Origin of the sequence: Roseibium suaedae (genome assembly GCF_900142725.1) — a bacterium.
Taxonomy (GTDB): Bacteria; Pseudomonadota; Alphaproteobacteria; order Rhizobiales; family Stappiaceae; genus Roseibium; species Roseibium suaedae.
The window spans coordinates 426,602-452,321 of record NZ_FRBW01000003.1 but is presented as its reverse complement, the minus strand read 5'-3'; the positions used below and the strand labels follow the sequence as shown (position 1 = coordinate 452,321).

The 25,720-nt window shown below is 61.7% G+C and carries 14 protein-coding genes; 12 read left to right on the top strand and 2 right to left on the bottom strand.

Going from position 1 to position 25,720, the window contains the following annotated elements:
* The first annotated feature begins 4 nt into the window (after positions 1 to 4).
* Positions 5 to 1,792, top strand: a complete 1,788-nt coding sequence (locus BUA94_RS15510) for a DUF2264 domain-containing protein (RefSeq protein ID WP_073014222.1) — start codon at positions 5 to 7, stop codon at positions 1,790 to 1,792.
* 27 nt (positions 1,793 to 1,819) lie between these two features.
* Here BUA94_RS15510 and BUA94_RS15505 read toward each other — a convergent pair whose 3' ends face one another.
* On the bottom strand, positions 1,820 to 2,584 hold the full coding sequence (locus BUA94_RS15505) for a DeoR/GlpR family DNA-binding transcription regulator (RefSeq protein WP_073014221.1): 765 nt from the start codon (positions 2,582 to 2,584) through the stop codon (positions 1,820 to 1,822).
* Between the two features lie 174 nt (positions 2,585 to 2,758).
* Between BUA94_RS15505 and BUA94_RS15500 the strand changes: the two genes are divergently transcribed.
* The 11 genes from BUA94_RS15500 (at position 2,759) to BUA94_RS15445 (ending at position 23,439) form a co-directional block, all read left to right on the top strand.
* Entirely contained in the window at positions 2,759 to 3,730 is a 972-nt protein-coding gene (locus tag BUA94_RS15500) for an ABC transporter substrate-binding protein (protein WP_073014409.1), read from the top strand.
* The gene (locus BUA94_RS15495; protein ID WP_073014220.1) at positions 3,727 to 5,427 is read left to right on the top strand and encodes an ABC transporter permease; all 1,701 of its coding nucleotides are present in this window, start codon (positions 3,727 to 3,729) and stop codon (positions 5,425 to 5,427) included. The genes BUA94_RS15500 and BUA94_RS15495 overlap by 4 nt, the downstream gene beginning before the upstream one ends.
* Positions 5,415 to 6,488 (top strand): ABC transporter ATP-binding protein, encoded by a 1,074-nt coding sequence (locus BUA94_RS15490; protein ID WP_073014219.1) that lies wholly within the window; start codon positions 5,415 to 5,417, stop codon positions 6,486 to 6,488. The genes BUA94_RS15495 and BUA94_RS15490 overlap by 13 nt, the downstream gene beginning before the upstream one ends.
* Complete coding sequence (locus tag BUA94_RS15485; RefSeq protein ID WP_175558057.1) at positions 6,481 to 7,590, top strand: MBL fold metallo-hydrolase; 1,110 nt, start codon at positions 6,481 to 6,483, stop codon at positions 7,588 to 7,590. Before BUA94_RS15490 ends, BUA94_RS15485 begins: the two co-directional genes overlap by 8 nt.
* Positions 7,587 to 8,144 (top strand): histidine phosphatase family protein, encoded by a 558-nt coding sequence (locus BUA94_RS15480; RefSeq protein WP_073014218.1) that lies wholly within the window; start codon positions 7,587 to 7,589, stop codon positions 8,142 to 8,144. The genes BUA94_RS15485 and BUA94_RS15480 overlap by 4 nt, the downstream gene beginning before the upstream one ends.
* On the top strand, positions 8,141 to 8,587 hold the full coding sequence (locus tag BUA94_RS15475) for a phosphatase domain-containing protein (RefSeq protein ID WP_073014217.1): 447 nt from the start codon (positions 8,141 to 8,143) through the stop codon (positions 8,585 to 8,587). The genes BUA94_RS15480 and BUA94_RS15475 overlap by 4 nt, the downstream gene beginning before the upstream one ends.
* A 568-nt stretch (positions 8,588 to 9,155) precedes the next feature.
* Positions 9,156 to 10,751, top strand: coding sequence for an ABC transporter transmembrane domain-containing protein (locus BUA94_RS15470; protein ID WP_073014216.1), 1,596 nt, complete (start codon positions 9,156 to 9,158; stop codon positions 10,749 to 10,751).
* Entirely contained in the window at positions 10,748 to 12,751 is a 2,004-nt protein-coding gene (locus BUA94_RS15465; RefSeq protein ID WP_073014215.1) for an ATP-binding cassette domain-containing protein, read from the top strand. The genes BUA94_RS15470 and BUA94_RS15465 overlap by 4 nt, the downstream gene beginning before the upstream one ends.
* Positions 12,748 to 14,121, top strand: a complete 1,374-nt coding sequence (locus BUA94_RS15460) for an HlyD family type I secretion periplasmic adaptor subunit (protein ID WP_084082053.1) — start codon at positions 12,748 to 12,750, stop codon at positions 14,119 to 14,121. Before BUA94_RS15465 ends, BUA94_RS15460 begins: the two co-directional genes overlap by 4 nt.
* A gap of 1,343 nt (positions 14,122 to 15,464) precedes the next feature.
* Entirely contained in the window at positions 15,465 to 22,883 is a 7,419-nt protein-coding gene (locus tag BUA94_RS23360) for a VCBS domain-containing protein (protein ID WP_175558056.1), read from the top strand.
* A 70-nt stretch (positions 22,884 to 22,953) separates the two neighbouring features.
* Positions 22,954 to 23,439 carry a hypothetical protein gene (locus BUA94_RS15445; protein WP_139251157.1) on the top strand — a complete coding sequence of 162 codons (486 nt, stop codon included), beginning with the start codon at positions 22,954 to 22,956 and terminating at the stop codon, positions 23,437 to 23,439.
* Positions 23,440 to 23,859: 420 nt separating this feature from the next.
* Here the strand turns inward: BUA94_RS15445 and BUA94_RS15440 are convergent, their stop codons facing one another.
* A complete protein-coding gene (locus BUA94_RS15440; RefSeq protein ID WP_073014210.1) occupies positions 23,860 to 25,719 on the bottom strand; it encodes a TniQ family protein in 1,860 nt (619 codons plus the stop codon).
* Position 25,720: the final 1 nt, after the last annotated feature.

Here is a 25,720-nt window from a genome sequence, read left to right as displayed (position 1 = left end):
CCCCATGGCCTATTACGAAAAGTTTCAGACCAATCCTCTGTCGAGCCGCGCGGATTTTCAGCAATGCGTGTGTGACCTGTTCGAACCACTGGTTGCAAGTCTCGAGGCTCAGGGGGCGGCGCTTGATCTCCATGAGGGCGGGGCTCACTATGATATGCGGTCGAGTGCGCTTGAGGGCATTGCCCGGCCGCTCTGGGGGATTGTTCCCCTGACGCGGGGCGGAGGCCAGTTCGATCATTGGCCGCTCATCCGGAAAGTCATTGCTGAAGGCACGGACCCCGCGCACCCCCGGTTCTGGGGAGATCCGGGCGATATCGACCAGCGTTCTGTCGAGATGGCAGCCTTCGGACTGATGCTGCTCCTCGTGCCCGAGGAAGGCTGGGTACCCTTCAGCAGTACGGAAAAGGACAATCTCGCACGGTGGCTGTCCCGCATCCAGTTCCAGCGCATGCCGAACAACAACTGGCTCTTTTTCACCGTGCTGGTGCAGGAGGCGCTGAAATCTGTCGGCCGGGGGGAACTCGTTGAGGCCTCCCGTGAGGAAGAGTGTCTGCAACGGCTTGCCGGATGGTACCGTGAAGGCGGCTGGTATGGCGATGGCGAGGGGCAGGGCGTCGACCACTATGGTGGCTTTGCGATGCATTTCTATGGACTGCTCTACGCGCTCTATGCGGAAGCCCCTGACACCGCCCTTGCCGCGCTGTTCCGGGAGCGGGCAGATCTTTTTGCCGGGCCTTTTTCTCATTGGTTTGCGGATACAGGCGAAACGCTCGCCGTCGGACGCTCGCTTTCCTACCGCTTTGCGACCTCCGCATTCTGGGGGGCGCTTGCGGTGTCCGGCCAGACGCCGCTTTCGGTCGGCACGATCAAGGGACTATGGGCCCGGCAGATCCGCGTGTGGCGGGACAAGCCGATCTTTTCCGGCGAAGGCATCCTGTCGCGCGGCTATGACTATCCCAACCTGGTGATCTGCGAGGAGTACAATTCCCCAACCTCGCCCTATTGGGCGATGAAGGCGTTCCTGCCGCTCGCGCTCGCAGAGGATCATCCCTTCTGGTCCTGCGCGGAAGAGCCGCTTGCGCTTTCATCCGGCAGTGTGGAGATGCCAGGCGGTCCCATGATCGCCCAGCGTGTGGAGGGACATGCAATTGTCCATTACGCCGCCCCGGTTCACCGCAAGGTGCAGGCGGACAAATACAACAAGTTCGCCTATTCGTCCCGTTTCGGCATGGAGGTGAATGCTCTGCAATATGCCGAAATGGGCAAGTTCGGCGATAATATCCTGGCTCTGTCCTTTGATGATGGAGCCAACTGGCAGATGCGTCTGGAGAATGAGGCGGCAGAGATCCGGGACGGCAAACTCTTTGCCAGTTGGCGTTCCGGGCATCAACGGGTCGAGACGGAAATCGAGGTGACCGGAGAGGGAACTTTCACGCGCACCCATCGCTTCACGCTCGACCGCCCCGCGCTCCTCGTCGAAACCGGCTTTGCCGTTGACCGCTGGTACAAGGACCACATGGTTCTCTCTCCCGATGCAAGTGAACTCGGGGAGCGCTCGCTGACTGGTGCTGAGGTATCTGTACGCGGTCAGAACGGAGTTTCCGTGATCCGCAGCCTGGATGGCTATGAGAAAAGGCCCTGCCTGTCCTTGCGGACCCACATGAACGTGGTCTCACCGCGCACTGCCATCCCGTACCTGCTGGCGGCTCTGCCTGTTGGAACTCATACGCTGGTTCATGGCTTCGTGGTCTCTCCAGCACCGGATGCCGGAGAGGGGCCTGAATTCAGGTGATGAGCAATCCGTCGGATTTTCTTCGGGCTACACCTGAATGAACCGGGTGTCTGCCTGTTCCAGTTCGTCCATCAGGCTGGGCATCTCCGAGCCGCTGACGATGGTTTCCGCGTCCCAGAGCGTGCCGAAGGCATGAGGGGCGGGGCGTCCCAGTTTTGACTGGTCCGCCACCACGATCCGGTGACGGGCGCTTTCGAAAATGGCGCGTCTTGCCCGCACTTCCTCCATGTTGAAGTCCAGAAGGTCGCCGTCTGGAGAAATGCCGCCGACGCTGAAAACGGCATAGTCCAGCCTGAGGCCAGCGAAGAACTCGACGCTTTCGGAGCCGATGAAATCCAGATCGCGCAGCCGCACGGCTCCTCCGGCCAGCGACACGGAAATCCGAGGCGCAAGATGCAGCGCCAGAACGGCATGAATGCTGTTGGTGAAAACCGTCAGGCCCTCATGGCGGCAGAGCGCCCGGGCGCAGGCCTCCACCGTGGTTCCGGTTCCCAGCGCAACACTCGCACCGGGCGGGATGATCGAGGCGACCGCTTCTCCGATCCTTGCCTTTTCGTCACGCGACATCTCGAGCCGTGGCTGATAGCCAATGTTGTCGCCGGGCGTCAGCAGATAGGCGGAGCCATGGCGCCGCCGGATCGTGCCTTCCTGGTCGAGCATGCGCAGATCGCTGCGGATGGTCTGCACGGTGACCGAGAGCAAATCCGCCAGCGCGGCAGCAGACAGCGAGTCATGACTTGCCAGAAGGCTGGTGATGCGATCGTGGCGGCGGGCAATTTCCGGGCTTTTCATTTTCGTTCGAAATCCATTTTTTAAAAGCATACCCCGCTTGGAGCTACCCTCCAAGTAGGGAAATTCCGGATTTTTGCCGTAAACTGTCACCTTACCGTCATGTGGCACCGATAATAGCCTCGGTCGAGAGCTGTGATCTGCTTTCGTTCGAAAACAATTGTCTCGGAGATGACGATGTCCCGCCTTACCCTTGCGCTGTTCCTTTCGCTGTCGCTGCCAGCCGTCGCATCCGCCGACACGCTGAAGCTCTATACATCTCAGCCCAATGAGGATGCCCAGAAGACCGTTGATGCCTTCCAGGCGGCAAATCCCGGCATCACAGTCGAGTGGGTCCGCGATGGCACCACCCAGCTGATGACCCGCATGACCGCTGAAATGGCTGCAGGCGCCGGCCAGCCGGACATCCTGCTGATCGCCGACACGGTCACACTTGAAGGTCTTGCCCAGAACGGCAAGCTTGCCGCCTACAAGTCCCCCGAAGCTGAAGGCTATGATGCCGCTCTCTACAGCGCGGACGGGTATTATTATTCCACCAAGCTGATCACCACCGGCATCGTCTACAACACCGGCGCATCGGACGTGCCGGCGTCCTGGGCTGACCTTGAAAAGCCCGAATACAAGGGTCTGGTGGCCATGCCGTCGCCGCTCTATTCCGGTGCTGCCCTGATCCACCTGGCCGCCCTGACCAGCAATCCGTCGCTGGGCTGGAAGCATTATGAAGCGCTGGCTGCAAACGAAACCCTTGCTCAGGGCGGAAACGGCGGCGTCTTCAAGGCTGTTGCATCCGGTGAGAAGCCCTATGGCGTCCTCGTCGACTACATGGCCCTGCGCGCCAAGGCCAGCGGTTCGCCGGTCGAGTTCGTCTTCCCGGCTGAAGGCGCAACCTATGTGACCGAGCCAGTGGCGATCATGGAAGGCGCTGCGAACATGGACGCTGCCCACAAGTTCGTCGACTTCGTCCTGTCGGTCGAAGGCCAGCAGCTTGTCTCCGACATGGGCTATATCCCGGCCCGCAACGGCGTGAAGAGCCCGGAAGGCTTCCCGGCCCGTGACGAGCTCAAGCTCATGGACTTCGATGCCGCCAAGGCGCTGGCAGAAACCGAGGCGAACAAGGCCCGTTTCGCGGAAACCTTCGGCGTAAAATGACTGCTCTTCCTGCCAATTCGATCAGCCGGTCTTCGGACCGGCTGATTTCCCTGTTGCTGTTGCCGGTCATCCTCATTGCCCTGGGCCCCATCCTGCGCCTTCTGGGCGAGGGTATCAGCGTCGGCACCGGAGCGCCGCTGGTTCATGCGGCCGAGGTGCTCACGCGGCCCAGCACTCTGACGGCCTTGCAGCACTCCCTCGTGACGGCCGGCGCTGGCTCGCTGATTTCGGTCCTGATCGGATCTGCTTTCGCCTTCGTCGTGGCATTGACGGACATCCGCGCCAAGGCTGCTCTGGTCTTCTGCCTGATGATCCCCATGATCATCCCGCCCCAGATCACGGCACTCGCCTGGATGCAGGTCACAGGCCCCTCGTCGGTGCTGCTCAAGACCCTCGGCATTGCACCGCCGCTCGGTAGTCCGCAGCCGCTTTATTCGGCCTGGGGCATATCGCTGCTCCTGGGCATTCAGCACGCTTCCATCATCTTCCTGACCCTGCGGGCGGGCCTGCGCATGATCCCCGGGGATCTTGTCGAGGCGGCCCGGATTGCAGGGGCACGGGGCTGGAGAGTCTGGGCGCAGATCGTTCTGCCGCTCAGTCTGCCAAGCCTTGCGGCGGGCGCTGCCATGACCTTCGTCACGGCCCTTGGGAACTTCGGTATCCCGGCAATGCTTGGCATTCCCGCGCGGTATTCCACCTTGCCGACCCTGATCTACCAGCGTCTTGCGGGAATGGGGCAATCGGTGCTGGCGGAAGTCGCCGTGCTGGCGCTGCTGATCGGCATGGTCGCCATCGCCGGTGTCATGATGGGGCGTCTGTTCCTGCGCCGCCGGTCCTATGGTCTGGTTGGTTTGTCCTCTCAGCCCTTGTCCCTGTCCCTCGGCAGCAAACGTCCGGTCGTCGAGACGGTGCTCTGGGGATTCATCTTCTGCACTCTGGTCCTGCCGCTTCTGGCGCTGGTCTCCACGTCGCTGATCCCTGCCTATGGTGTGCCGCTGACCTTTGAAAGCGCGACACTCAAGGCCTGGGCGGAAGTGCTGTTCAGGCAGCCGGTCACCAAACGGGCCTATCTCAACTCGCTGATGCTGGCAGCATCTGCGGCCGTGATCCTCATGGCCGTCAGCATTCCGCTGGCCTGGATCATGAGCCGCCGCCCCACGCGCCTGACCCGGGCCGTCGACACTCTGGTCGATCTGCCCTATGCGCTGCCCGGCGTGGTGCTTGCCATTTCCTGCATCCTGGCCTTCATGCGCCTGCCTTTCGGCTTCACCCTCTACGGCACGCTGACAATCATTCTGCTTGCCTATCTGTCCCGGTTCCTCGTGGTCATGCTCCGGCCGGTCCAGGCCGCCATCGGCCAGATGGATCCGGCGATGGAAGAGGCTGCGGCCAGTTCCGGTGCCCGTCTTGGCCGCCGGCTGATGGATATCGTTCTGCCGCTCTCGGCCCCTGCCGCTGCCGCCGGTGCGATCCTGGTGTTCCTGACCGCCGTGAACGAACTGACTGTCTCGGCGCTGCTGTGGAGCGGTGGCACGGAGACGCTGGGCGTCGTCATTTTCAATCTCGAGGACAGTGGCGACACGGTCATGGCGTCCGCCCTGGCTTCCTCCATCGTCGCGGTGGTGATTGGCCTGATGGCCGTTGTCCAGCTCTCTGCCTCCCGCCTACCCAAAGGAACCGTGCCATGGCAGGGTTGAAATTCTGCAACGTCTCGAAACTCTATGCCGGCACCCCGGCGCTGGATGGCATCAATGCCGAGATCGGCAAGGGGGAGTTTGTCGCGCTTCTGGGCCCCTCCGGATGCGGCAAGACAACCTTGCTGCGTCTGACCGCCGGTTTCGAAGTGCCCGACAAAGGCCGCGTGACGCTGGATGACCGTGTGCTTGCGGATGGCGGTTCCTTTGTGCCGCCGGAAGATCGCAACATCGGGATCGTCTTCCAGTCCTATGCGCTCTGGCCGCACAAGAGCGTGGCAGGCAATGTCTCCTATCCGCTCGAGGTCAAGGGCATATCCTTGAGCGAGCGCAAGCGGCGCGTGGCCGAAGCCCTGGACCTGACCGGGCTGACGGCCTTTGCCGACCGGTCTCCGGCCCAGCTTTCCGGCGGACAACGCCAGCGTGTCGCTCTGGCCCGTTGCCTTGTGGCCGATCCGCGGGCGGTCCTGCTGGATGAGCCGCTGGCCAATCTCGATCTGGCCCTGCGGGGCGCCATGCAGGAAGCCTTCACCGCCTTCCACCAGCGCACGGGCGCAACCATGGTCTATGTCACTCATGACCAGACCGAGGCCCTGGCCCTGGCTGACCGGGTCGCCGTCATGGAGAAAGGCCGCATCCGGCAGTTCGCAGCCCCTGAAGACCTTTACGACAAGCCTCAGGATTGTTTCGTCGCCGGGTTCGTCGGCGATGGCGCGGTCCTTCCCGTGCGCGATGCCAGTGCACCGGCTGCAGGCCACGTGCGCATCAATGTGCTGGGTCAGGAAATCGAGGCCCGGAGCCAGACCCTGACACCGACCCATGTCTGCGTTCGCCCGGAACAGCTCAGGATCGATGCGGAAGGACCGATCTCGGGCCGTGTCACGGCCTGTACCTATCAGGGCGGACGGTTCCGTCTGACGCTGGCAGCCCATGGAGCAACCTTGATCACCCATGCCCCGGTGCGGGCAAGCATCGGCGACGAGTTGCGTCTTTCCCTGCACCGTCCATGGACCTTCTGTGATCCGTCCGCAAGCGCCTCAGCCCCGGTCGAAGCCCATGCTTGATAGACCAGTTCAAGGCGAATGGACGCAAACCGTCAGCACAGCCCCGTGGATCGAGGTTCTCTCCGGGCTTGGCGAAAAGGGGCCCGCCTGTATCCGGCTGTGGACCGGCAGTCACCTATGGCTGCTGGATGTGGGCTTTGGTCCGGAGGACACGTCGCCGTTCAAACCCGAATGGCTGGAGGGGGCGGAGGCTGTCTTCATCAGCCATGATCACATCGATCATATCGGCGGCGCACAGCATGTCGTCGATGCCGGCCTGCCAATCTATACGACGGCCCAGACCGCCAGATCCCTGCCTCCGGGGGCGCAGGTGCATCTGCTTGCCGAGCAAGGGCAAATGATCCTCGAGGGCGTCAGGCTGACCACGGGGCGCAATGGTCATGCCCTGGGAGGCGTCTGGCTGCATTTTGATCTCGGCAGGGAAGGGCTGTTCTATTCCGGGGACTGGTCGGAAGAATCTGAGTGGTTCGCCTTCGATGTGCCGCCTCCTGCGGGGACAGCCCTGATCGATGCATCCTATCATCTCGATTCTGTGCCGCAGGCAGACCGCAAGAAGGCGCTTGATGAGGCGATCGATCGTCTCGCTCCGGATGTTCAGGTGCTGTTTCCGGTCCCGCCTTCCGGCCGGGCCGGTGAACTCGCCCTGCATCTGATGCGCAAGGGACGGGTTTCGCTGGATGACACCTGCCGTCAGGCGCTTCTGGAGGGGCTCCGGTCAGGCGGTGTTGCGCCGATGGCAAACCAGATTGCGCCGCTCCTGAACGAGCCGTTCGACCCGGAGGCCCGCTTCCTGATCTGCGACACCCCCAATGCGGATGGCGGTAGGGCCTGGGACATTGTGCAGGCCTGGCAGGAAGAGAGCATCCTCGGCTCGAAGGGCGTGGTCTTCTTCACCGGGCACATGACGGCCCATGCCCGTGAAGTCGCCAGTGTTGGCGGCCATTTCACGCGCTGGAACGTGCATCCACCTCTGGGAGATCAGCGCGCGATGCTGGCCCGCCTCGGCGCCAAGCGGTTTGCGCCGCTTTTCTGCCGTGCCCCTGAAGCCTATAGGGAGCAGGCAGGGTTTCCTGCCATGATTTCCGGGAGAACCTTTCTGTGATCCTGCCACATATCCCCTTTGTCCTGATCCGCCATGGGCAAACAGATGCCAACCGGGACAATCTCATTGCGGGGCGCACGGAGGCCCAGTTGACGGAAGAGGGCCGCCGGGCAGCCGCCGCCATGGCAAACAACAGCTATGGTCAGCCGGTCATGGTCTTCACCAGCCCCCAGCAACGGGCTCGGGAGACGGCTTTGCTTGCCTTTCCGGATCAGACGGCCGTCGTCGTGAAGGATCTGCGCGAGCGGGACTGGGGTGTCCATGAAGGACGCCCGGTTTCAGAATTGCCGCCGCGCTTTTCCACGCCTGAGGGCGGAGAAGCATGGGAGACGCTGCTCCAGCGCATGGGCTCCGCGATCTGCGAATGCATGGATCTTGCGGGCAGCCGCCTGCCGGTGATCGTTGCCCATTCGGGCACGGTGCGGGCCGCAAGGGCCCTGACCGGTCAGGACGCAACAGGTCCCTCCGCCCCGAACACCACCCCGCTGCTTTACACGCCTGCCTCTGGCACATGGCGCGAACAACCGCTTCTGGCGGAAGGAATGATGAAATGAATTGCGTGATCTTCGATGTCGACGGAACTCTGGCCACATTCGATGCGGACCGGCTCGGGCATCTGGTGCATGGGGTCGAAAAGCACTGGGATGCCTTCCATGATGCCATGGCCGATGCATCGCCAATCGCGCCCATCGTCCGTCTGCTGCGCCATCTGAAGGCGCAGGGCGAGGAGATCGTGATCTGCTCAGGCCGGCCGGTTGGCTGGCAGGCCCGCACCGAAGAGTGGCTGCGCCAGGCCGAGATCCCCTTTGATGCGGTCTATTTGCGCCAGGAACATGAGGATGCCCTGCCGGATCCGGAAGCCAAGGCCAGCGCCCTTGACCGGATCCGGAGTGACGGCTTCAGCCCCTGGCTGGTCGTGGATGACCGCTCTTCCGTCGTCGCCTTCTGGCGCGAAGCCGGCCTCACCTGCCTCCAATGCGCTCCAGGAGACTTTTAAGGAAGAAGGACGCGATGGGAGCCGGCATATTCCGGCCGGTCCCATCTGTGCCCATTATCGGGGCCATCGGCCATCGTTCTTCAAACGCGATTTGGCTGACTATTCAGTTTGTGATTTTCTTCTGCCGGGACCGTATCAAGTGACCGCGTAGCTGAAGCTTGTTCCCGCATTCATAAACAAAACCCGCCCGATCGTCTCCGATCGCGTTTTTTTTGCGTTTTCTGGGTCGTTTGAGCCGCATGGCGGACATACGCGCCTTCCAGAAGTGCAATTTGGATTTGGTTTTGTGTCGCTTCCGCCGGGCGCGTGGTGACTATCGGTTTTGTCGCAGATGTTGAAGTCGGCCGCCCTGTACCCGATCGACATTTCAAATGTTTTGCTTCATGGTGCTGAGGAATGCTTTATCTTATTTTTACACCGTAAATATTGCGTAGGTATTTGTTTGTACTATTACGTTAAGTAAGATTTCAGGAAGAGGTGAATTATACTTTTAACGTGTTATGGTTGAGTGGGCTCTTTCCCGTCTGGGATGGGGGCACGCGTTCCTTTGTAACGGAAGTCAGTATTCATGGTCACGCGCCTCTGGTTGATCGTTCTCTCCCTGATCTCGAACATCCTGGCGCTTGCTCTGCCTCTAGCCCTTATTCAGGTTTATGACCGGATCCTCGCCAATCAGGCGGTCGGGACGGCGATTGTCATCTTCTCCGCGGTGGCCCTGGCCATTGTGCTCGACGGCCTGGTCAAATACGCGCGCTCGTCCATTCTGGGGCGCCTTGCCGCGCAGGCGGAGTATGAGCTTTCTCTGAGGACTGCCGAAAAGCTGCTTTCGATCGATCCGAGAAAGCGCGCCGACTTCGGCCCCGGACGGATCCGCGAGCTGTTCACGGCAATCAACAGATCCAACGATGTCCTTATCGGGCAATCCATGCTTGCTCTCTTCGATGCGCCCTTCGCAATCGCCTTTCTTGTCCTTGTCTGGTTCCTGGGTGGGCCTACAGTATTCGGACCACTGGCGGTGCTTCTCGTCTTCGGGGTCTTCGCTCTTTTTTCGGCATACCGGCAAGCGCGGGCAGGGATGAAGCTGTTCGAAGCGTCGGCTGACGAGGCCACCTTGCTCATGAGCCGGCGCGAGCATATCGACCGGATCATCGCGGACGGTGAATTGGGCGATTTTGCTGGCAGCCTGCGTCTGCACGAAAAGCGCAAGGCAGTTGCCCAGGAGATCTCTGAAAGTAATCTTGCCGCTTCCCTCAATCTCAGCCAGACAGGCGGGTTGGCGACGACCGTTCTGGTCCTCGGGGTCGGGTCTCTCGTCGTGCTTTCCGGAGACATGACGACAGGGGGCCTCGCTGCCTGTCTCATCCTCGGTCAAAGGGGTGTTGCCGGCCTGCTCGGTCTTTTGACCGCGCTTGCAAGACATCAGGTTTCAGCGTCGGCATTCAGCAGCATACAGACCCTGCTTGCATTGCCTTCGGTCACTTCGTTGCGGACAACGGCCTCGCACGGGCAGGAGACTATCGGACTGGGATTTGAGGTCGATGGCAACCGCCTTGAATGCGTACCGGGAAGCAGCCTCGTTATTCGGTCCTCGGATCACCAGCACGGGTCGTCTGTCTTTCGCAGCCTCGTGCTTGCACTGGAAGGATGTGAAACGGATCGCTCGGCTTTCCTGAAAGATGTCCAGGTCTTCACGGCTGACGGCAAGCCTATGGCGGCGTCGCAATTCCGCGTTTCCATCTGTGATGCCGACCTGACGGTCTTTAACGGCACACTTCTTGAAAACATGACAGCCTTTGATACCGAAGCAACCGGGCGGGCCGTCTGGCTCTCCGAGCAAATCGGTCTTGCAGACGCGATTGGCCGCTTGCGCGACGGGCTGGAAACCCGCCTGGCCCCGGGTCTTGGTGTTCCGTTGTCGGACGGCCATCTGAAGCGCCTCATGCTGGTTCGTGCCCTGTCGGGAGATCCACACCTCCTGCTGCTCCGCAACCCTTCGCTTTTCCTTGATGCCCGCGGTGTGGACCAGCTTTCCGGGCTCCTGAAGGCCCTTGAGGGAAAGGTCACGATTGTCATGTTCGACGAGGACGACGGGCTTGCCAGGAACTTTGACGCGATTGCGGACCTTCCCTCCTTGCCCAAGCAGAAGAGGGAGGCCGCCGAATGAACGTTCAGGCCAAACTCACCGAAAGCACGGAAAACGCTAAGGTGCGTAATTCGTCCGGCGCGCACCGGCAGACAGATCTTGAAAGCGCGTTGCTGGCAGTCTTGGCCGAGCTTGGCTGGCGAAGGTCCAGCGACGTTCTTGCGGCGGCAATGTCGCGCGAAACCGGCCTTCAGACTCTCGATGACGCAGCAATGGTGCTCGACCTCATCGATGTCGGCGCGAGCGTCGAATCGAGGCTTCCGGCGACGTGGCGAAGTGGCCTCGACGGCGCGCTATTGGTTCAGGACAGGGAAGGTGTTCATGCCCTCGTTCGGGAGGACACCCGAGAGGTTGCGATCTCATCCGCCGGTCTTGACCGCGATCAGGTCTCCCGCCGAATGAGGCATTCCGGAAAACTGCTTTTTGTCCATAGTCCGGACCATTCCGTTGCCACGGTTCACGCGATGTCGGTCCGGGGCCGGATGCGCAGGGTCGCAGTGACCGCCATGTTCCTGTCGTTCGTGCTCAATGCACTCGCGTTGTTCATCCCGTTCTTTTCGATGGCGATCTTTGATCGCGTGCTGGGAGCCCAGGCTTCCGAGAGCCTTGTGCCGCTTCTGACGGGCGCAAGTGTCGTGCTTCTGACCATTCTGATCCTGCGGAGCATGCGGGCGAGAATCCTTGCTGCCGAATACGCGCGCCTGGCTGCCGTAACGCGGCTGATGTCGCTCTCGCGCATCTTGCGGCTGCCCCACGCCGTCCGGCAAAAGCTGGGGTTCGACCGGCTCCAGAGCAGATTGCAGGCAACGTCCTTAAGTGCGGAGGTGTTCGCGGCCCAGAACACGCCTGCGATCTTCGACGCGCCGTTCGTGCCGCTTTCGATCTTCTCAATCGCCTTCGTTGGAGGATGGATGGCGATCGTGCCGGCACTTTACCTGACCCTGTTCTTTGGCCTGAGCTGGGTACTAAGCGAGGCAAGGCAGGGCACGGAGCCGCAGCTTGAGAATGCGAACCTGAAGCGCGTCGAAGCTCTCACCGAACTTAGTGCAAAGGCGTCCGTCATCCAGAATATCGATCACGGAGCTTCCTGGTTTACCCGTTTCGTGTCGCTTGCCCGACAGGCAGCCTTTCTGAAGCACCGGCAGGCGCAACGGTCTGCCGCATTGCAGTCTCTCGCCTATGTTCTTGGAACCGGCGCAGCCTTGACAACGCTTTGCATAGGTATCGCTCTTGCCATGAAGGGAGCGATCACGGCAGGGGCGCTCATCGGCACCATGCTGCTGACCTGGAGGGTTACAGGCCCTTCCCAGGCCTTCTTCCTCGCGATTCCAAGATTGAAGGCAATTCGGCAAGCAATCTGGGGCCTGGAACAGGCATTTTCCTGGGGAACACCTCAGGCGCAGTCGGTGTCGTTCGAACGGCTGGATGCAGGTGCGCCCCACATCAGCGGCAAAGGCCTCTACTTCAAGTATGACCAGAGTTCGGAGCCGGCACTGACGGGTGTCTCGTTCGACTGTCCTTCCGGATGCTTTACGATTGTCATGGGGCCGAACGGCTCGGGAAAATCGAGCCTCCTGAAACTGGTGTCCGGCCTCCTTTCACCGCAGTCGGGACGGCTCTTGATCAACGGCCGCTCGTCGAGCCAGTACGACCCGGATGATCTTTCACGCTCGACCAGCCTTCTGCGCATCGAGGAGAGTGGCGGCGAGGAAGCTTGCAGCGCATTGGCGTTGCTTGCGGAAGATTTGCGCTCGGAGAATGGCGAGGGCGCAAAAGGGCATTGCCGGTTCATCTTGCTGGACGACACCCGCGGTGCTTCGACCGCTGGAAACCGTTCGCACCTGCGTGACTTGTTGTTGTCGGTCAAAGGTAAGGCGACGGTCCTCCTTGCGACCCACGACACGTCCTTTGCCGAACTCGCCGACAATGCGCTCATTCTGGACGAGGGCAGCATGGTCTACTTCGGTCCCGTCAAGCCGGTCGGACAATCCCTTCTACCATCGGAGGAAAGCAGCCGATGACTGCGTCTCATCTTGATAGCCGATTTGAATTGAATGACGGAAGGGCGGTCAGGCTGACCAATATGGCCTCTGTCGCGATTGGCGTCTGCCTGGTCCTGTTCGTTACCTGGGCTGTCGCAACCCCGGTCGACGAGATTGCCAAGGCCAGAGGGGTGGTTGAGCCGGTCAGTGAAGTTCAGCGATTGCAAAGTGAGCATGGCGGCGCGCTGGCGACTGTCCTTGTCCGAAAGGGAGACGTCGTTTCGAAGGGCGACCTGATCGCAATTTTCGATAATAGCGAGCTGGTGTCCGAGCTTCGGGAAGCACGTTCAAAGTCGCTCGCCCTCGCTTTGGAGCGCGAGCGGCGCCTTGCGATCGTTGAAAGCCGCAAGCCTGATTTTCAAGCCGCGTCTGGTCCCTTCACAGCTCCTCCAGATCTGATTGCAATCAAGGAGGGCGTTTCACAACTGCCAAGGATTGCTGGTGAACCGGTGCGAGAGTTGATTGAGCGGGAAACGGCGGCATTTGAAGCACGTTCCGCTTTCCTCGGCAATGAGCGGGATCTTATCAACCGGCAAATTGCCGAAAAGGAAGCCGACGTTTGGGCAATTGACAGCGAACAGCCGGCGGTCGAGCGGCAGTTGGCGGTGGCGCGTGAGGAGACTGAGAGCCTGCGGAAACTGGTAGACCGCGGACTGGCGGCCAGGCCGCAACTGGTCGCTGCTATCCAGGACGAGGCACGCTATGAATACGAGCTCTCGACCCTGTCCGGCCGGCGTGCCGTTGCCGAGGCGCAGATATCCGAGCTGAAGGAAAGCCTGGAGCGCATCGGATTGAACGAGGCTTCCGAAGTTCGCGAACGCATTGCCGACATCCGTGCGGAACGCAGTGCTTTGGACGAACAGATGGAACGTCTCAGGCGCCGTGTCACCTCGACAAAATTGCACAGCCCGGTCGATGGCTTCGTGCAATCCGTGCCCGAGACCATCGTCGGGCGCGTCATCGAGGCTGGTGGCCTCGTGGCAGAAATCGTTCCAAAGGACGTTGACCTGAGGTTCGCCGCGCAGCTGCCCCCCCGGGATGTGGGGTTTGTTTCCATCGGTCAGGTCGCAAAGCTCAAGATCGATTCCTTCGATTTCAGCCGTTACGGCGCCTTGAGCGGCAATGTGGTCGAGGTCTCTCCCACGACCATCGTGGATGATCGCGGAACCGCTTATTACGAGGTTCTGCTGTCCGTGCCCGTCACGCATTTCGGCGACGACCCCAGCCGCTATTCACTTCTGCCAGGCATGACCGGTGAAGCGGACATTCTGACGGGCAAGAAAACAGTCTTCGAATACATCTGGAAGCCGATCTACACGAACCTGGATCTGGCACTGACCGAGCGCTAGGAGCTGTCGCGATGGCCGATAAGTCCGAAGGAAAAACCAATCCTGTTCGTCAGGGTGACATGCCCGAAGAAATCAGGGGCAGCCGGAAGATCCAGTCTGAAGAAGGCTTCGGATGGACAAAGGTCGACGACGGCGAAGGCACTGGGACATCCGCTTCCGGGAAGCCCGCTCTTGAGGGCAATGAAGCGTCGCCAGTTGCGCAGGGGGGTGTTTCCTCCAGCGACTCTGCGCGCGCTCCTGGCAGTCCGTCAGAACTGCCAATGGGTGGGACGTCTTTGACGCCAGGCGGGGTGCCGGAAGCTCCGGCAAGGCATCTCTTTGAGGGAGATCGAGCAGTTCCCGCACCAGGAAATCAGACTGGCCTTCGTCCGTCTTCGAACCTGGCACAAACTGGTCATTCTGCCGGCGTGCTTCACTTGTCCGGCGCGGCCGCTGCATCGCATCCTGCGTCCGGGGGGAACGCGACCCTTGATCCGTCTATCCCGCCTCTCTCTCACGGTAGCTCCCAACCTCCTGTTGGCACGCAGCCACCCGCCGGTACACAGCCGCCCGCTGGTACACAGCCGCCCGCTGGTACACAGCCACCCGTTGGCACGCAACCGCCCATTGGTACGCAGCCGCCCGCAGGTACGCAGCCGCCCGCAGGTACGCAGCCGCCCGCTGGCATGCAGCCGCCTGCCGGTACGCAGCCGCCTGCTGGTACGCAGCCGCCTGCTGGTACGCAGCCGCCGGTTGGCACGCAGCCGCCGGTTGGCACGCAGCCACCCGCAGGTACGCAGCCACCCGCTGGCACGCATCCGCCCGTTGGCACGCAGCCACCCGTTGGCACGCAGCCACCCGTTGGCACGCAGCCGCCCGTTGGCACGCAGCCACCCGTTGGTACGCAGCCACCCGCTGGCACGCATCCGCCCGTTGGCACGCAGCCACCCGTTGGCACGCATCCACCCGTTGGCACGCAGCCACCCGTTGGCACGCAGCCACCCGTTGGCACGCAGCCACCCGTTGGTACGCAGCCGCCCGTTGGCACGCATCCGCCCGTTGGCACGCAGCCACCCGCTGGTACGCAGCCACCCGTTGGCACGCAGCCGCCCGCTGGCACACAGCCACCCGTAGGTACGCATCCGCCCGTTGGTACGCAACCTCCTGTCGGTACACTGCCATCGTTTGTCTCGTCTGCCGGATTGAACGGCTTTACGGGCTCTCAGACAACTTCTCATCCTTCAACCGGTGCACAATCTTCAGCGGCGGCCCGGACCCCTGCGCAGATTGGAGGAGTTGATACGTCCGTCGTCACGGAAGATCAAAAGGTCGCGTCGGGGCAGCTTGCGACCGGTGGCAAACTGTTGATCACTGATCCTGATCCCGGGCAGGCGCATTTTACGGCGGTGACCGGTGCTGCCGGTAAGGGAGCCTTCGGTCAATTCGAACTGCGACCTGATGGTCAATGGACCTATACCGCAGACAACGGTCAGACTGCTGTGCAGGCGTTGAAATCCGGCGAAGCGTTGACGGACAGGATCGTCATATATGCGGCCGATGGCACCTCGCATGAATTGCGCGTGGTCATTAGTGGTACGAACGATCGGCCGGTCCTTTCGGCGGCAACCGCCTCAGCCACTGAAGATGGAAAAGCCATCTCAGGTCAGATGCAGGCAACGGATGTCGATACATGTGATACCAAGGCCTTCTCCATAGGGCAGCCGATCGAGGGCTTCAGCCTTCACCCGGATGGGTCCTGGAGCTTCGACCCCAGCCATGCGGCCTATCAGCATCTGGCAGCGGGCCTGACCCAGCAGGTCATCATCCCGGTCACCGTCACTGACAGCGCTGGGGCAACGGACACGCAAAACCTCGTCATCACAGTTACCGGTACGAATGACGGTGCCCGGATTGGGGGAACGCCAGTCGGAACCGTCACTGAGGACAAGCTGCTCACCACGGGTGGCAAGCTGGACGTCACGGATCCGGACGCCGGGCAGGCACAGTTCGTGCCGCAGACCGGCGTGGCCGGTGCCCATGGTCTCTTCACTGTCCATCCTGACGGTACCTGGAGCTACCAGCTGGACAACAGCCAGCCTGCGGTTCAGGCGCTGACGTCGGGTGGCGGACAGCTGACCGACACGCTTACGGTCTCAACGCTGGACGGCACGACACAGCAGATCACGGTGACCATCAACGGCACTGACGATGGCGCCAAGATCGGCGGAACGGCGGTCGGCACGGTCACGGAAGACAGGTTGCTGACCACGGGCGGCAAGCTGGACGTCACGGATCCGGATGCGGGTCAGGCGCAGTTCGTGCCTCAGACCGGCGTGGCTGGTGCCCATGGCCTCTTCACCGTCCACCCGGATGGCACCTGGAGCTACCAGCTGGACAACAGCCAGCCAGCGGTTCAGGCGCTGACATCGGGCGGCGGACAGCTGACCGATACGCTTACGGTCTCGACGCTGGATGGCACGACGCAGCAGATCACGGTGACCATCAACGGCACTGACGATGGCGCCAAGATCGGCGGAACGGCAGTCGGCACGGTGACGGAGGACAAGCTGCTCACCACGGGCGGCAAGCTGGACGTCACGGATCCGGACGCCGGGCAGGCACAGTTCGTGCCTCAGACCGGCGTGGCCGGAGCTCATGGCCTCTTCACCGTCCATCCGGACGGTACCTGGAGCTACCAGCTGGACAACAGCCAGCCAGCGGTTCAGGCGCTGACCTCGGGCGGCGGACAGCTGACTGACACGCTCACGGTCTCGACGCTGGACGGCACGACGACGACGATTACCGTGCAGATTGGGGGCACGAACGACAAGCCGGTCCTGACAGCGGCGTCTGCCTCTGCCACCGAAGACGGAAAATCCGTCTCTGGCCAGATGCAGGCTTCAGATGTCGATACGGGCGATACCAGGGTTTTCACAATGGGGCAGCCGGTTGACGGCTTCACCCTGCATCCAGATGGTTCGTGGAGCTTCGATCCCGGGCATGCGGCTTATCAGCATCTGGCGGCTGCTCAGACCGAGCAGGTCACCATTCCGGTCACCGTCACCGATAGCGCGGGGGCAACGGATACGCAGAACCTCGTCATCACGGTGACAGGTACCAATGATGTGCCAGTCGTCGCTGGTCCTGTCTCTCTTGGGAGCGGCAAGGAAGACCAGTCCGTTGCCATCACGTTGCCACAGCTTCTGGCCCATGTGACCGACATTGACACAGGCGATAGCCTCTCGGTCACCGGTCTGACCGCGAGCCACGGAACGATTACAGGTGATGCGGCCCACGGCTTCACGTTCACGCCGGATGCGAACTACAATGGCCCGGTGAGCCTGAGCTACCAAGTCACGGATGGTCACGGCGGCAGTGTGCTTCAATCGGCCTCCCTGACCCTTGTGCCGGTCAGTGATCCGGCGGTTATCGGCGGTCAGGACAAGGGCGATGTCACCGAGGATCACATCACAGGCATGTATGCCCTGTCGGCGAATGGCAAGCTGACGATTTCTGATCCGGACGCGGGAGAGGACAAATTTGTCTCCTACACGCCCTATCAGATGGCTTATCCGACCGCGCTCGGCGGCAACTCGCGCCTGACGATCTATCCTTGGGGCACGTGGCACTACGACGGTGACAATAACCTGCCGCAGGTTCAGGCCCTCAAAGCAGGCGAGACGCTGATCGACACGGTGACTGTGCGCTCTGTCGACGGGACGACGCATACCATCGAGATCACCATCCATGGCACGAACGACAGGCCGGTCCTGACGGCAGCAACGGCCTCCGCGACGGAGGATGGCGCTACAGTCACGGGCCAGATGCATGCGACGGACGTCGACACGGGTGATACCAAGGCGTTCTCCACAGGCCAGCCGGTTGACGGCTTCACCATGCATGCGGACGGCTCCTGGAGCTTTGATCCGAGCCATGCGGCCTATCAGCATCTGGCGGCCGGCCAGACCGAACAGGTGACTATCCCGGTGACGGTCACCGACAGCGCCGGGGCCAAGGATACGCAGGATCTCGTCATCACGGTGACGGGCACCAATGACGGTCCGGTTGTCTCAGGCCCGGTCACGTTGCCCGGCGGGACCGAGGACCATGCTGTCAGCATTACGGCAGCTCAGCTTCTGGCCCATGCGACGGACATCGACACGGGAGATGTTCTCTCCGTGTCGGGTGTGAGCGCCAGCCACGGGACGATCACGGGAGATGCGGCTCACGGCTTCACGTTCACGCCGGATGCCAACTACAACGGGCCGGTCACGCTGAGCTATCAGGTGACCGACGGTCAAGGCGGCAGTGTCCAGCAGACCGCATCGCTGGTGCTGGGCGCGACGCCGGATGCCGCCGTCATCACTGGAACCGACACCGGGGATGTGACCGAGGACCGGAATGTCGGGCCTTCATCGGCCCATCCGCTCGCGATCAGCGGGAGCTTGTCCGTTCATGATCCGGACGGCCCGTCTCAGGAGTTCTTCCAGTTCAACCGCTTTGGCGAACATGCGATCTCGGATCCATTCGGCGGAAGCCTGCACATCAATCGCGTCGGTACCTGGGGCTATGAGGTCGACAACACCCATCCCGCCGTCCAGGCGCTCGCGGCCGGACAGGAAGGCCATGCGATCTACGAGGTGCATTCGGCCGATGGTACGGCCCACCGGATCCAGATCACGGTCCATGGCACGAACGATGCCCCGGTCCTGACGGCTGCAACGGCATCGGCCACCGAAGACGGTAGTTCTGTTACGGGTCAGATGGCGGCAACGGACGTCGACACGGGTGATACCAAGGCGTTCTCCATCGGTCAGCCGGTCGACGGCTTCACCATGCATTCTGACGGCTCCTGGAGCTTCGACCCGAGCCACGCGGCCTATCAACACCTTGCCGCCGGCCAGACCCAGCAGGTTACCATCCCGGTGACGGTCACCGACAGCGCCGGGGCCACGGACACGGAAAACCTGGTCATTACGGTGACCGGAACCAATGACGGTGCTCGGATTGGAGGCACGGTGGTCGGTACGGTGACGGAAGACACACTGCTCAACACGGGCGGCAAGCTGGACGTCACGGATCCGGACGCCGGGCAGGCACAGTTCGTGCCGCAGCCGCATGCCGTCGGTGCCCATGGCACTTTCACGGTGCAGCCGGATGGCACCTGGAGCTATCAACTCGACAACAGCCAGCCGGCGGTTCAGGCGCTTCAGGCCGGAGGCACGCCGCTCACGGACACGCTGACGGTCGCCAGTGTCGACGGGACCACGCACGATATCACCGTCACCATCACGGGGACCAATGATGCCCCGGTCCTGACGGCTGCAACGGCTTCGGCCACCGAAGACGGTAGTGCCGTTACGGGCCGGATGTCCGCGACGGACGTCGACACGGGCGACACCAAGGCCTTTTCGATCGGCCAGCCGGTCGACGGCTTCATCATGCATGCGGACGGCTCGTGGAGTTTCGACCCCAGCCACGCGGCCTATCAGCATCTTGCCGCGGGCCAGACCGAGCAGGTCACCATCCCGGTCACCGTCACCGACAGCGCCGGGGCAATGGACACGCAAAACCTTGTTATCACGGTCACCGGTACCGGCGATGCAGCCGTGATCGGAGGTATCGACACCGGCAGCGTGACCGAGAACATGGCTGGACAGGACAAGTCGCCTGACTACGCCCAACCTGGAATTTCAAAACTCTGGCATCAGACGATTCAGGCGACGGGAACCCTTACGATCACCGATCCGGACAGCGGCGAAGCGTCTTTCGATACGCATGGTCTCGGCTGGACCTATCACGGCCAGTTCGGCGATCTCATGCTGCGGGAAAATGGCGAGTGGTTTTACAACGCCGATGTCGGCAGCGTACGATCCGTCGGTGGGTACGCGACGACGCGCGGAACGACCATCGACCGGCTGGGCGAAGGCCAGAACCTGACCGACACGATCACGGTCTACTCCAAGGACGGCACGGCCCATGACATCGTGATCACGATTCATGGCAGCAACGATCGCCCCTACTGCTCGTCGGAAGTCCAGCTCGCGGGCGGTACGGAGGATGTTGCCCAGACCCTGACCTTGAAGCAACTGCTTGCCAACACGGTGGATGTTGATGCCAATGACGCGGGCAAGCTGACCGTGGTTGCGCTCAAGGTCGATCACGGTTCGATCCGGGACAACCAGGACGGCACCTACACCTATACGCCGGAAAAGGACTACAACGGCCAGGTCCACTTTACCTATGACGTCCAGGATACCCATGGCGGCGTCACCCACACCGGGGCCACCACGACACTTGCCGCGGTGAACGACGCCGCTGTGATTGCAGGAACGGACGCTGGAGGTGCCACCGAAGACTCGCATGTGGATGCTTCGGGTCACCTGACAGCCACGGGCAAGCTGGACGTCACGGATCCGGACGCCGGCGAGGCGGGTTTTACACCGGTCTCGGGAGCTTCAGGCGCGGGGACATACGGCACATTCACGCTGGATGCCCAGGGCCACTGGATGTATACGGCCGACAACAGCCAGGCCGCCGTTCAGGCGCTCCTGGCCGGTGGCACGCCTCTGACCGATACGCTGACGGTCGCAAGTGCCGATGGAACTACGCATGACATCACCGTCACGATCACGGGGACCAATGATGCGCCGGTCCTGACGGCTGCAACGGCTTCGGCAACGGAGGACGGCAGTGCCGTGACAGGCCAGATGTCTGCGACTGACGTGGACACGGGTGACACCAAGGCTTTCTCCATAGGCCAGCCGGTTCACGGCTTCACCATGCATGCAGATGGCTCCTGGAGCTTTGACCCGAGCCACGCGGCCTATCAACACCTTGCCGCCAGCCAGACCCAGCAGGTTACCATCCTGGTGAGGGTCACCGACAGCGCCGGGGCAACGGACACGGAAAACCTCGTCATTACGGTGACGGGCACCAATGATGTCCCTGTCGTGAGCGGACCAGTGAATCTCGGCAGTGGCACGGAGGACAAGGCCGTTCCGATCACCGCGGCGCAGCTTCTGGCGCATGCCACGGACATCGACACGGGAGATGTTCTCTCGGTTACCGGTCTGACCGCCAGCCACGGGACGATCACCGGAGACGCGGCTCACGGCTTCACCTTCACGCCGGATGCCAACTACAACGGTCCGGTGAGCCTGAGCTATCAGGTCACCGACGGTCACGGCGGCAGCGTCCAGCAGACCGCATCGCTGGTCCTGGGCGCGACGCCGGACGCCGCGGTGATCACCGGTACCGACACCGGAGACGTGACCGAGGACCAGCACCTCACGGGAGGCTTGCTGACGGCGAACGGCACCCTGACGATTGCCGATCCGGACGTGGGCGAGGCCGCGTTTACACCGGTCTCGGGAGTAGCGGGCGCGGGGACATACGGCACATTCACGCTGGATGCCCAGGGCCACTGGACGTATACGGCCGACAACAGCCAGGCCGCCGTTCAGGCGCTCCAGGCAGGTGGCACGCCGCTCACGGACACGCTGACGGTCGCCAGTGTCGACGGGACCACGCACGACATCACAGTCTCCATCCATGGCACGAATGATGCCCCGGTCCTGACGGCTGCAACGGCATCGGCCACCGAGGATGGCGCCTCTGTCACAGGCCGGATGTCTGCAACGGACGTGGACACGGGTGATAACAAGGCGTTCTCCATAGGCCAGCCGGTCGACGGCTTCACCATGCATGCTGACGGCTCCTGGAGCTTCGACCCGAGCCACGCGGCCTATCAACACCTTGCCGCCGGCCAGACCCAGCAGGTTACCATCCCGGTGACGGTCACCGACGGTGCCGGGGCCACGGATACGCAAGATCTCGTCATCACGGTGACCGGGACTTACGATCCTCCGCCCGTGAAACCGACTGTTGGCACCGTGCAGGGCGTTGGCTCTCAGCATCTCACGGGAACGATCACAAGCGGAATCACAGGCGGTTGGGCCATCGACAATGGGCATGGCGGTGCGGTTCAATCTCTGCATGGACAGTATGGCACACTCGTAATCGACCCGCAGACTGGACACTTCGAATACCACTATCAGCAGAACTCCGGTGTCATCAAACAGGGTGGAAGCTCTGGTACTTCGGGCCAGCACGTCGACACGTTTCACATCGTTCAGCAGGGAATTGCCGCGGGTGACGCGGATGTTCAGGTTCAGATCGATGTCCAGAGCGTTCACGGCAGCAGCGGGCACCATGTCGACCACACCACCCTCCAGGGCATCACCTTCACGCCATCTTCCGGTGTCCAGCATGATGCGCCGGACGATGCCGGGCCTGACGACATCACCATCGACCTGACAGGCATCGGCGCCGCGCCGCCGGTAGATCATGACACCGCTACCCAGGAACTCATCAGTGGGGCGCTCGATACCGACCATGCGGGCATACCTTCTCATGACGGAGAAGCGGGCGACGTGTCGCAAGCAATGCCGGCCGCGACCGGCCCAGATGCGACGGGAGGCGGTCGGCTTGCTGCCTACTTCGATGCGATCGGGCAAGGGCACGATGCATCGCCTCCGCCGGCGCCGCGGGCCGGCCACATGAGCGCGTATCTCGATGCTGCGGGAGCCGATCCTGCGCTGACAGCACATCCTGCCGATCTTCCGGACCCGGCGGTTCTGGATGCCGATCATCCTGCAGACACCATCGAGGGCGGCCCTCACGGGACAGCGGACGCCGACAATACGGACGTCCCGGCGGTCCCGGACCTGCCGGATTCGCCGTTGCCGGATCCAAATGACGACACATCGCAATTCGGCTGATGCTTTCCGGCTGGTTGCCGGCCATCAGAAGAAGAGATACGCGCATGATTTGGGAAAGGCACCGCAAGTGATGACACGAATGATGATCCTGTTCGCGGCGGCACTTTCCGCCGCAGTTGTTTCCGCCCATGCTGAGTGGAACCGGCATGCCGGTGATGTTGCCGAAATCCGGCAAGGAACCGCCGACAAGAGCATTGAGACGCGATGCGACCAGATCCCGTCCATGACGCCGAGCTTTTCGCAAGGGCCCTTCATCATTCTGGCGCAAACGCTTGAGGCGCAGGAGGGTATTATCTATTGCGGCGGCGGCGATGTGAAACGCCGGATCCAGTACGAGATCATGGATCGCTCCGGCGGCGAATGGGATGCCTTAATCACGGTGGACGGCACACAGGTCCGGGCGATGACGGCTTACAGTTATTTCGGCAATTCCCTGCCGCCGGGCGGTTTCATCGTGGCGTTGCTTGGAGAGGACAATTCGGAGGTCCTCGTTTTCCAGCAGGGCGAAACGAGCTGGCTCGAGTTCGGTGACTACCGGTACGACAAATGCGAGTGATCTGGTTCACATGCTGCTTTGAGAAGCGCTCGACCGCGGCCGAAGAATATCGATGAGGCCGTTAAGCCAGGATCTGACATCATGAGCTGCGAATAAAGAAAACCCGCCCGATCGTCTCCGATAGGCGGGTTCTTTGTTTTTGGGCCGTTTGAGCCGCTTATTGGCCTAAATTGGCCATCCTATGCGACTCGGGACAATGTACGTGAATGCATAGTATGGCTCATGAAGAAAATAAGTCATTGAAATTAAACGGCTTTATTTTCAACTTTGGCTCAGTCATTCCCGGATTTCGGCCAAAGTCGTACTCAAATGCATGAATAATCTGGCTCAACAGAAGCCTAAGTCCTTGAAGTCCGGACGGCAGGCACAAAAAAGCCTCCCGGAATGGGAGGCGTTATCGACGGTCGTGGGGCAGCCGGTTCAAGGCGTCGGAATGAGATCCGGATCAGCTGACCGAACCCGGTCCAGCTCATAGAAGGTTGCAGGGATCTGGTCCTTCGGGAAGGCGGGGCCGACGCCCAAACCATCAAGGCGTTTCATCATGGTCTGGAGATGAGATCCGGATCTGCGGGCGAGGGAACTAGCGGTCTCGAACCTGTCCATGAATGCGGTCAGGACGTCTCGCTTCACGATGGTCTGCGGGCAGCGGTTGATCGGGTTGACCGCGATTTCAGCATCAAGGTGATGGTACTCGATGAGCGCCTTGATCACGCGTGTTGAGGTCTTCAGCTTCTGCTCGACTTCGCGAAGGGAATAGCCGCCGTGGTCCTCCCGACGGACAAGCGACTTCACTTCCTCCGGATCGACGAGAACGGAAAGAAAGCCGGTCAGGTCCGGATCCATTCGGATCGTGCCCAGGCGACGGTCCAGGATCAGTTGCACGACTTCCGATGTTGAGCAGTTCGCCATCTTCACTGCACGCAGGATCGGGACCAAGATCTTCTCTTCCTCCGTCACCGGCAGGGCGTCGCCGATCAGGGCCGCCAGGAATTCATCCAGATCACGTTTCGCGAAGGAATGGTCCTTGAGAACGCCGTTACCACCCTCGAGCCAAGGCTTCAGCAGCCCCGCCGCGAGTAGCGTCCGTTCGACAGGACGGGGCGCGTTGATGTAGACCCGGGCCTGCTTGAAGGACATGCTCTCTTCGATCCGGTCCAGATAGAACTTGGCGTCGTCGGCACGGAACAGGGTTCGTTCGTTTGACAGGGCAATCTGTTCGTCAGCAATCAGCCCGACCGCATGGAGAACCTTTCGAAGCCGCTTTGGATGGGCTCCGGTTTCAAGGTGGGCGGAGTGAATGGAATGAAGGACCCGTTTTGTCGGTCGTTTGCCGAAAATCTCGTCGTCAGGTCCCATGGGCAACGTATTGAAAGCATGCTCGGTGATGATCTCGCGGAGAGTGTCGTAAGCGGTGTCGCCGGTCTCATGCGCCAGCCATTCATAGAGACGCCCATAGATCTGCCTGGGGCCCCAGGCGTGCCGCGTTTCCATGAATGCCCGCTGCATGTCGTTGAGGTGCGCCCGGATGCCCTCGGGGCCGTGTGCGGCAATCTCAAAGCCGGTCTGGCCTGCGTCACACCATTCGTCCTCGGACAGGGTTTCTGCCATCACCTGGGCGCCATGGATCTTGGTGGCTCCGATGATTTCGCAGAACCGGGCGGCGGCGTAGGCGGGGAGGGACGAGAGCCAGAACTTGGACGGTTGGCCTTTGATGCGGCTTAGGACATAGGTCTCGAAGTCCGACGGCATCCGGTCACGTGCCTCGGCAACATGCCGGTCGATCTCCTCCGCAAAGGGTTGAAGATGCAGCGAGAAGTCGTGCAGCATCTGAGGGTTATCGTCGGTCGCGGCCACGATCAGAGGCGTATTGTGTTTCGCACAGGTCTGGACGGATGCAATCATCCAGGACCAGCGTCCATATGGCCGAACCTTCTCATGGTCAGCGCTGCACTCCAGATCTGCCTTGATGCAATGAGGGCAGACGCGAACCGTCGAGCGGCGAAGCGACGCCCTGGGAAGGGGTTCGGCGTTCATCTTGAAAGAACGGTCGCCGGTGCGTTCAAGAATTGCGCCCGGAAATCTTCCGTCGTCGAAGCCGACAAGCTCGGCGAAGGCGCCAACCTCGTTCGGGTCGCCATCGCGCAGAGCATGGAAGTTCAGGCCCATGTCGAGGCAGAAGTCACGGGCACTGCGAGATGCCATGGCAGCGACGCGCGACACGAAGCTCGTGAGGGTTTCGTCCGGGTGACAGGTGGGGACGTAGAAGGGATTGAGTTTCATG

Bases quoted from the DNA above. Each gene is read 5' to 3' on its own strand.
- BUA94_RS15460 (WP_084082053.1), top strand. From the start codon at position 12,748: ATGACTGCGTCTCATCTTGATAGCCGATTTGAATTGAATGACGGAAGG.
- BUA94_RS15485 (WP_175558057.1), top strand. From the start codon at position 6,481: ATGCTTGATAGACCAGTTCAAGGCGAATGGACGCAAACCGTCAGCACA.
- BUA94_RS15440 (WP_073014210.1), bottom strand. From the start codon at position 25,719: ATGAAACTCAATCCCTTCTACGTCCCCACCTGTCACCCGGACGAAACC.
- BUA94_RS15500 (WP_073014409.1), top strand. From the start codon at position 2,759: ATGTCCCGCCTTACCCTTGCGCTGTTCCTTTCGCTGTCGCTGCCAGCC.
- BUA94_RS15510 (WP_073014222.1), top strand. From the start codon at position 5: ATGGCCTATTACGAAAAGTTTCAGACCAATCCTCTGTCGAGCCGCGCG.
- BUA94_RS15475 (WP_073014217.1), top strand. From the start codon at position 8,141: ATGAATTGCGTGATCTTCGATGTCGACGGAACTCTGGCCACATTCGAT.
- BUA94_RS15465 (WP_073014215.1), top strand. From the start codon at position 10,748: ATGAACGTTCAGGCCAAACTCACCGAAAGCACGGAAAACGCTAAGGTG.
- BUA94_RS15495 (WP_073014220.1), top strand. From the start codon at position 3,727: ATGACTGCTCTTCCTGCCAATTCGATCAGCCGGTCTTCGGACCGGCTG.
- BUA94_RS15490 (WP_073014219.1), top strand. From the start codon at position 5,415: ATGGCAGGGTTGAAATTCTGCAACGTCTCGAAACTCTATGCCGGCACC.
- BUA94_RS15505 (WP_073014221.1), bottom strand. From the start codon at position 2,584: ATGAAAAGCCCGGAAATTGCCCGCCGCCACGATCGCATCACCAGCCTT.
- BUA94_RS15470 (WP_073014216.1), top strand. From the start codon at position 9,156: ATGGTCACGCGCCTCTGGTTGATCGTTCTCTCCCTGATCTCGAACATC.
- BUA94_RS15445 (WP_139251157.1), top strand. From the start codon at position 22,954: ATGACACGAATGATGATCCTGTTCGCGGCGGCACTTTCCGCCGCAGTT.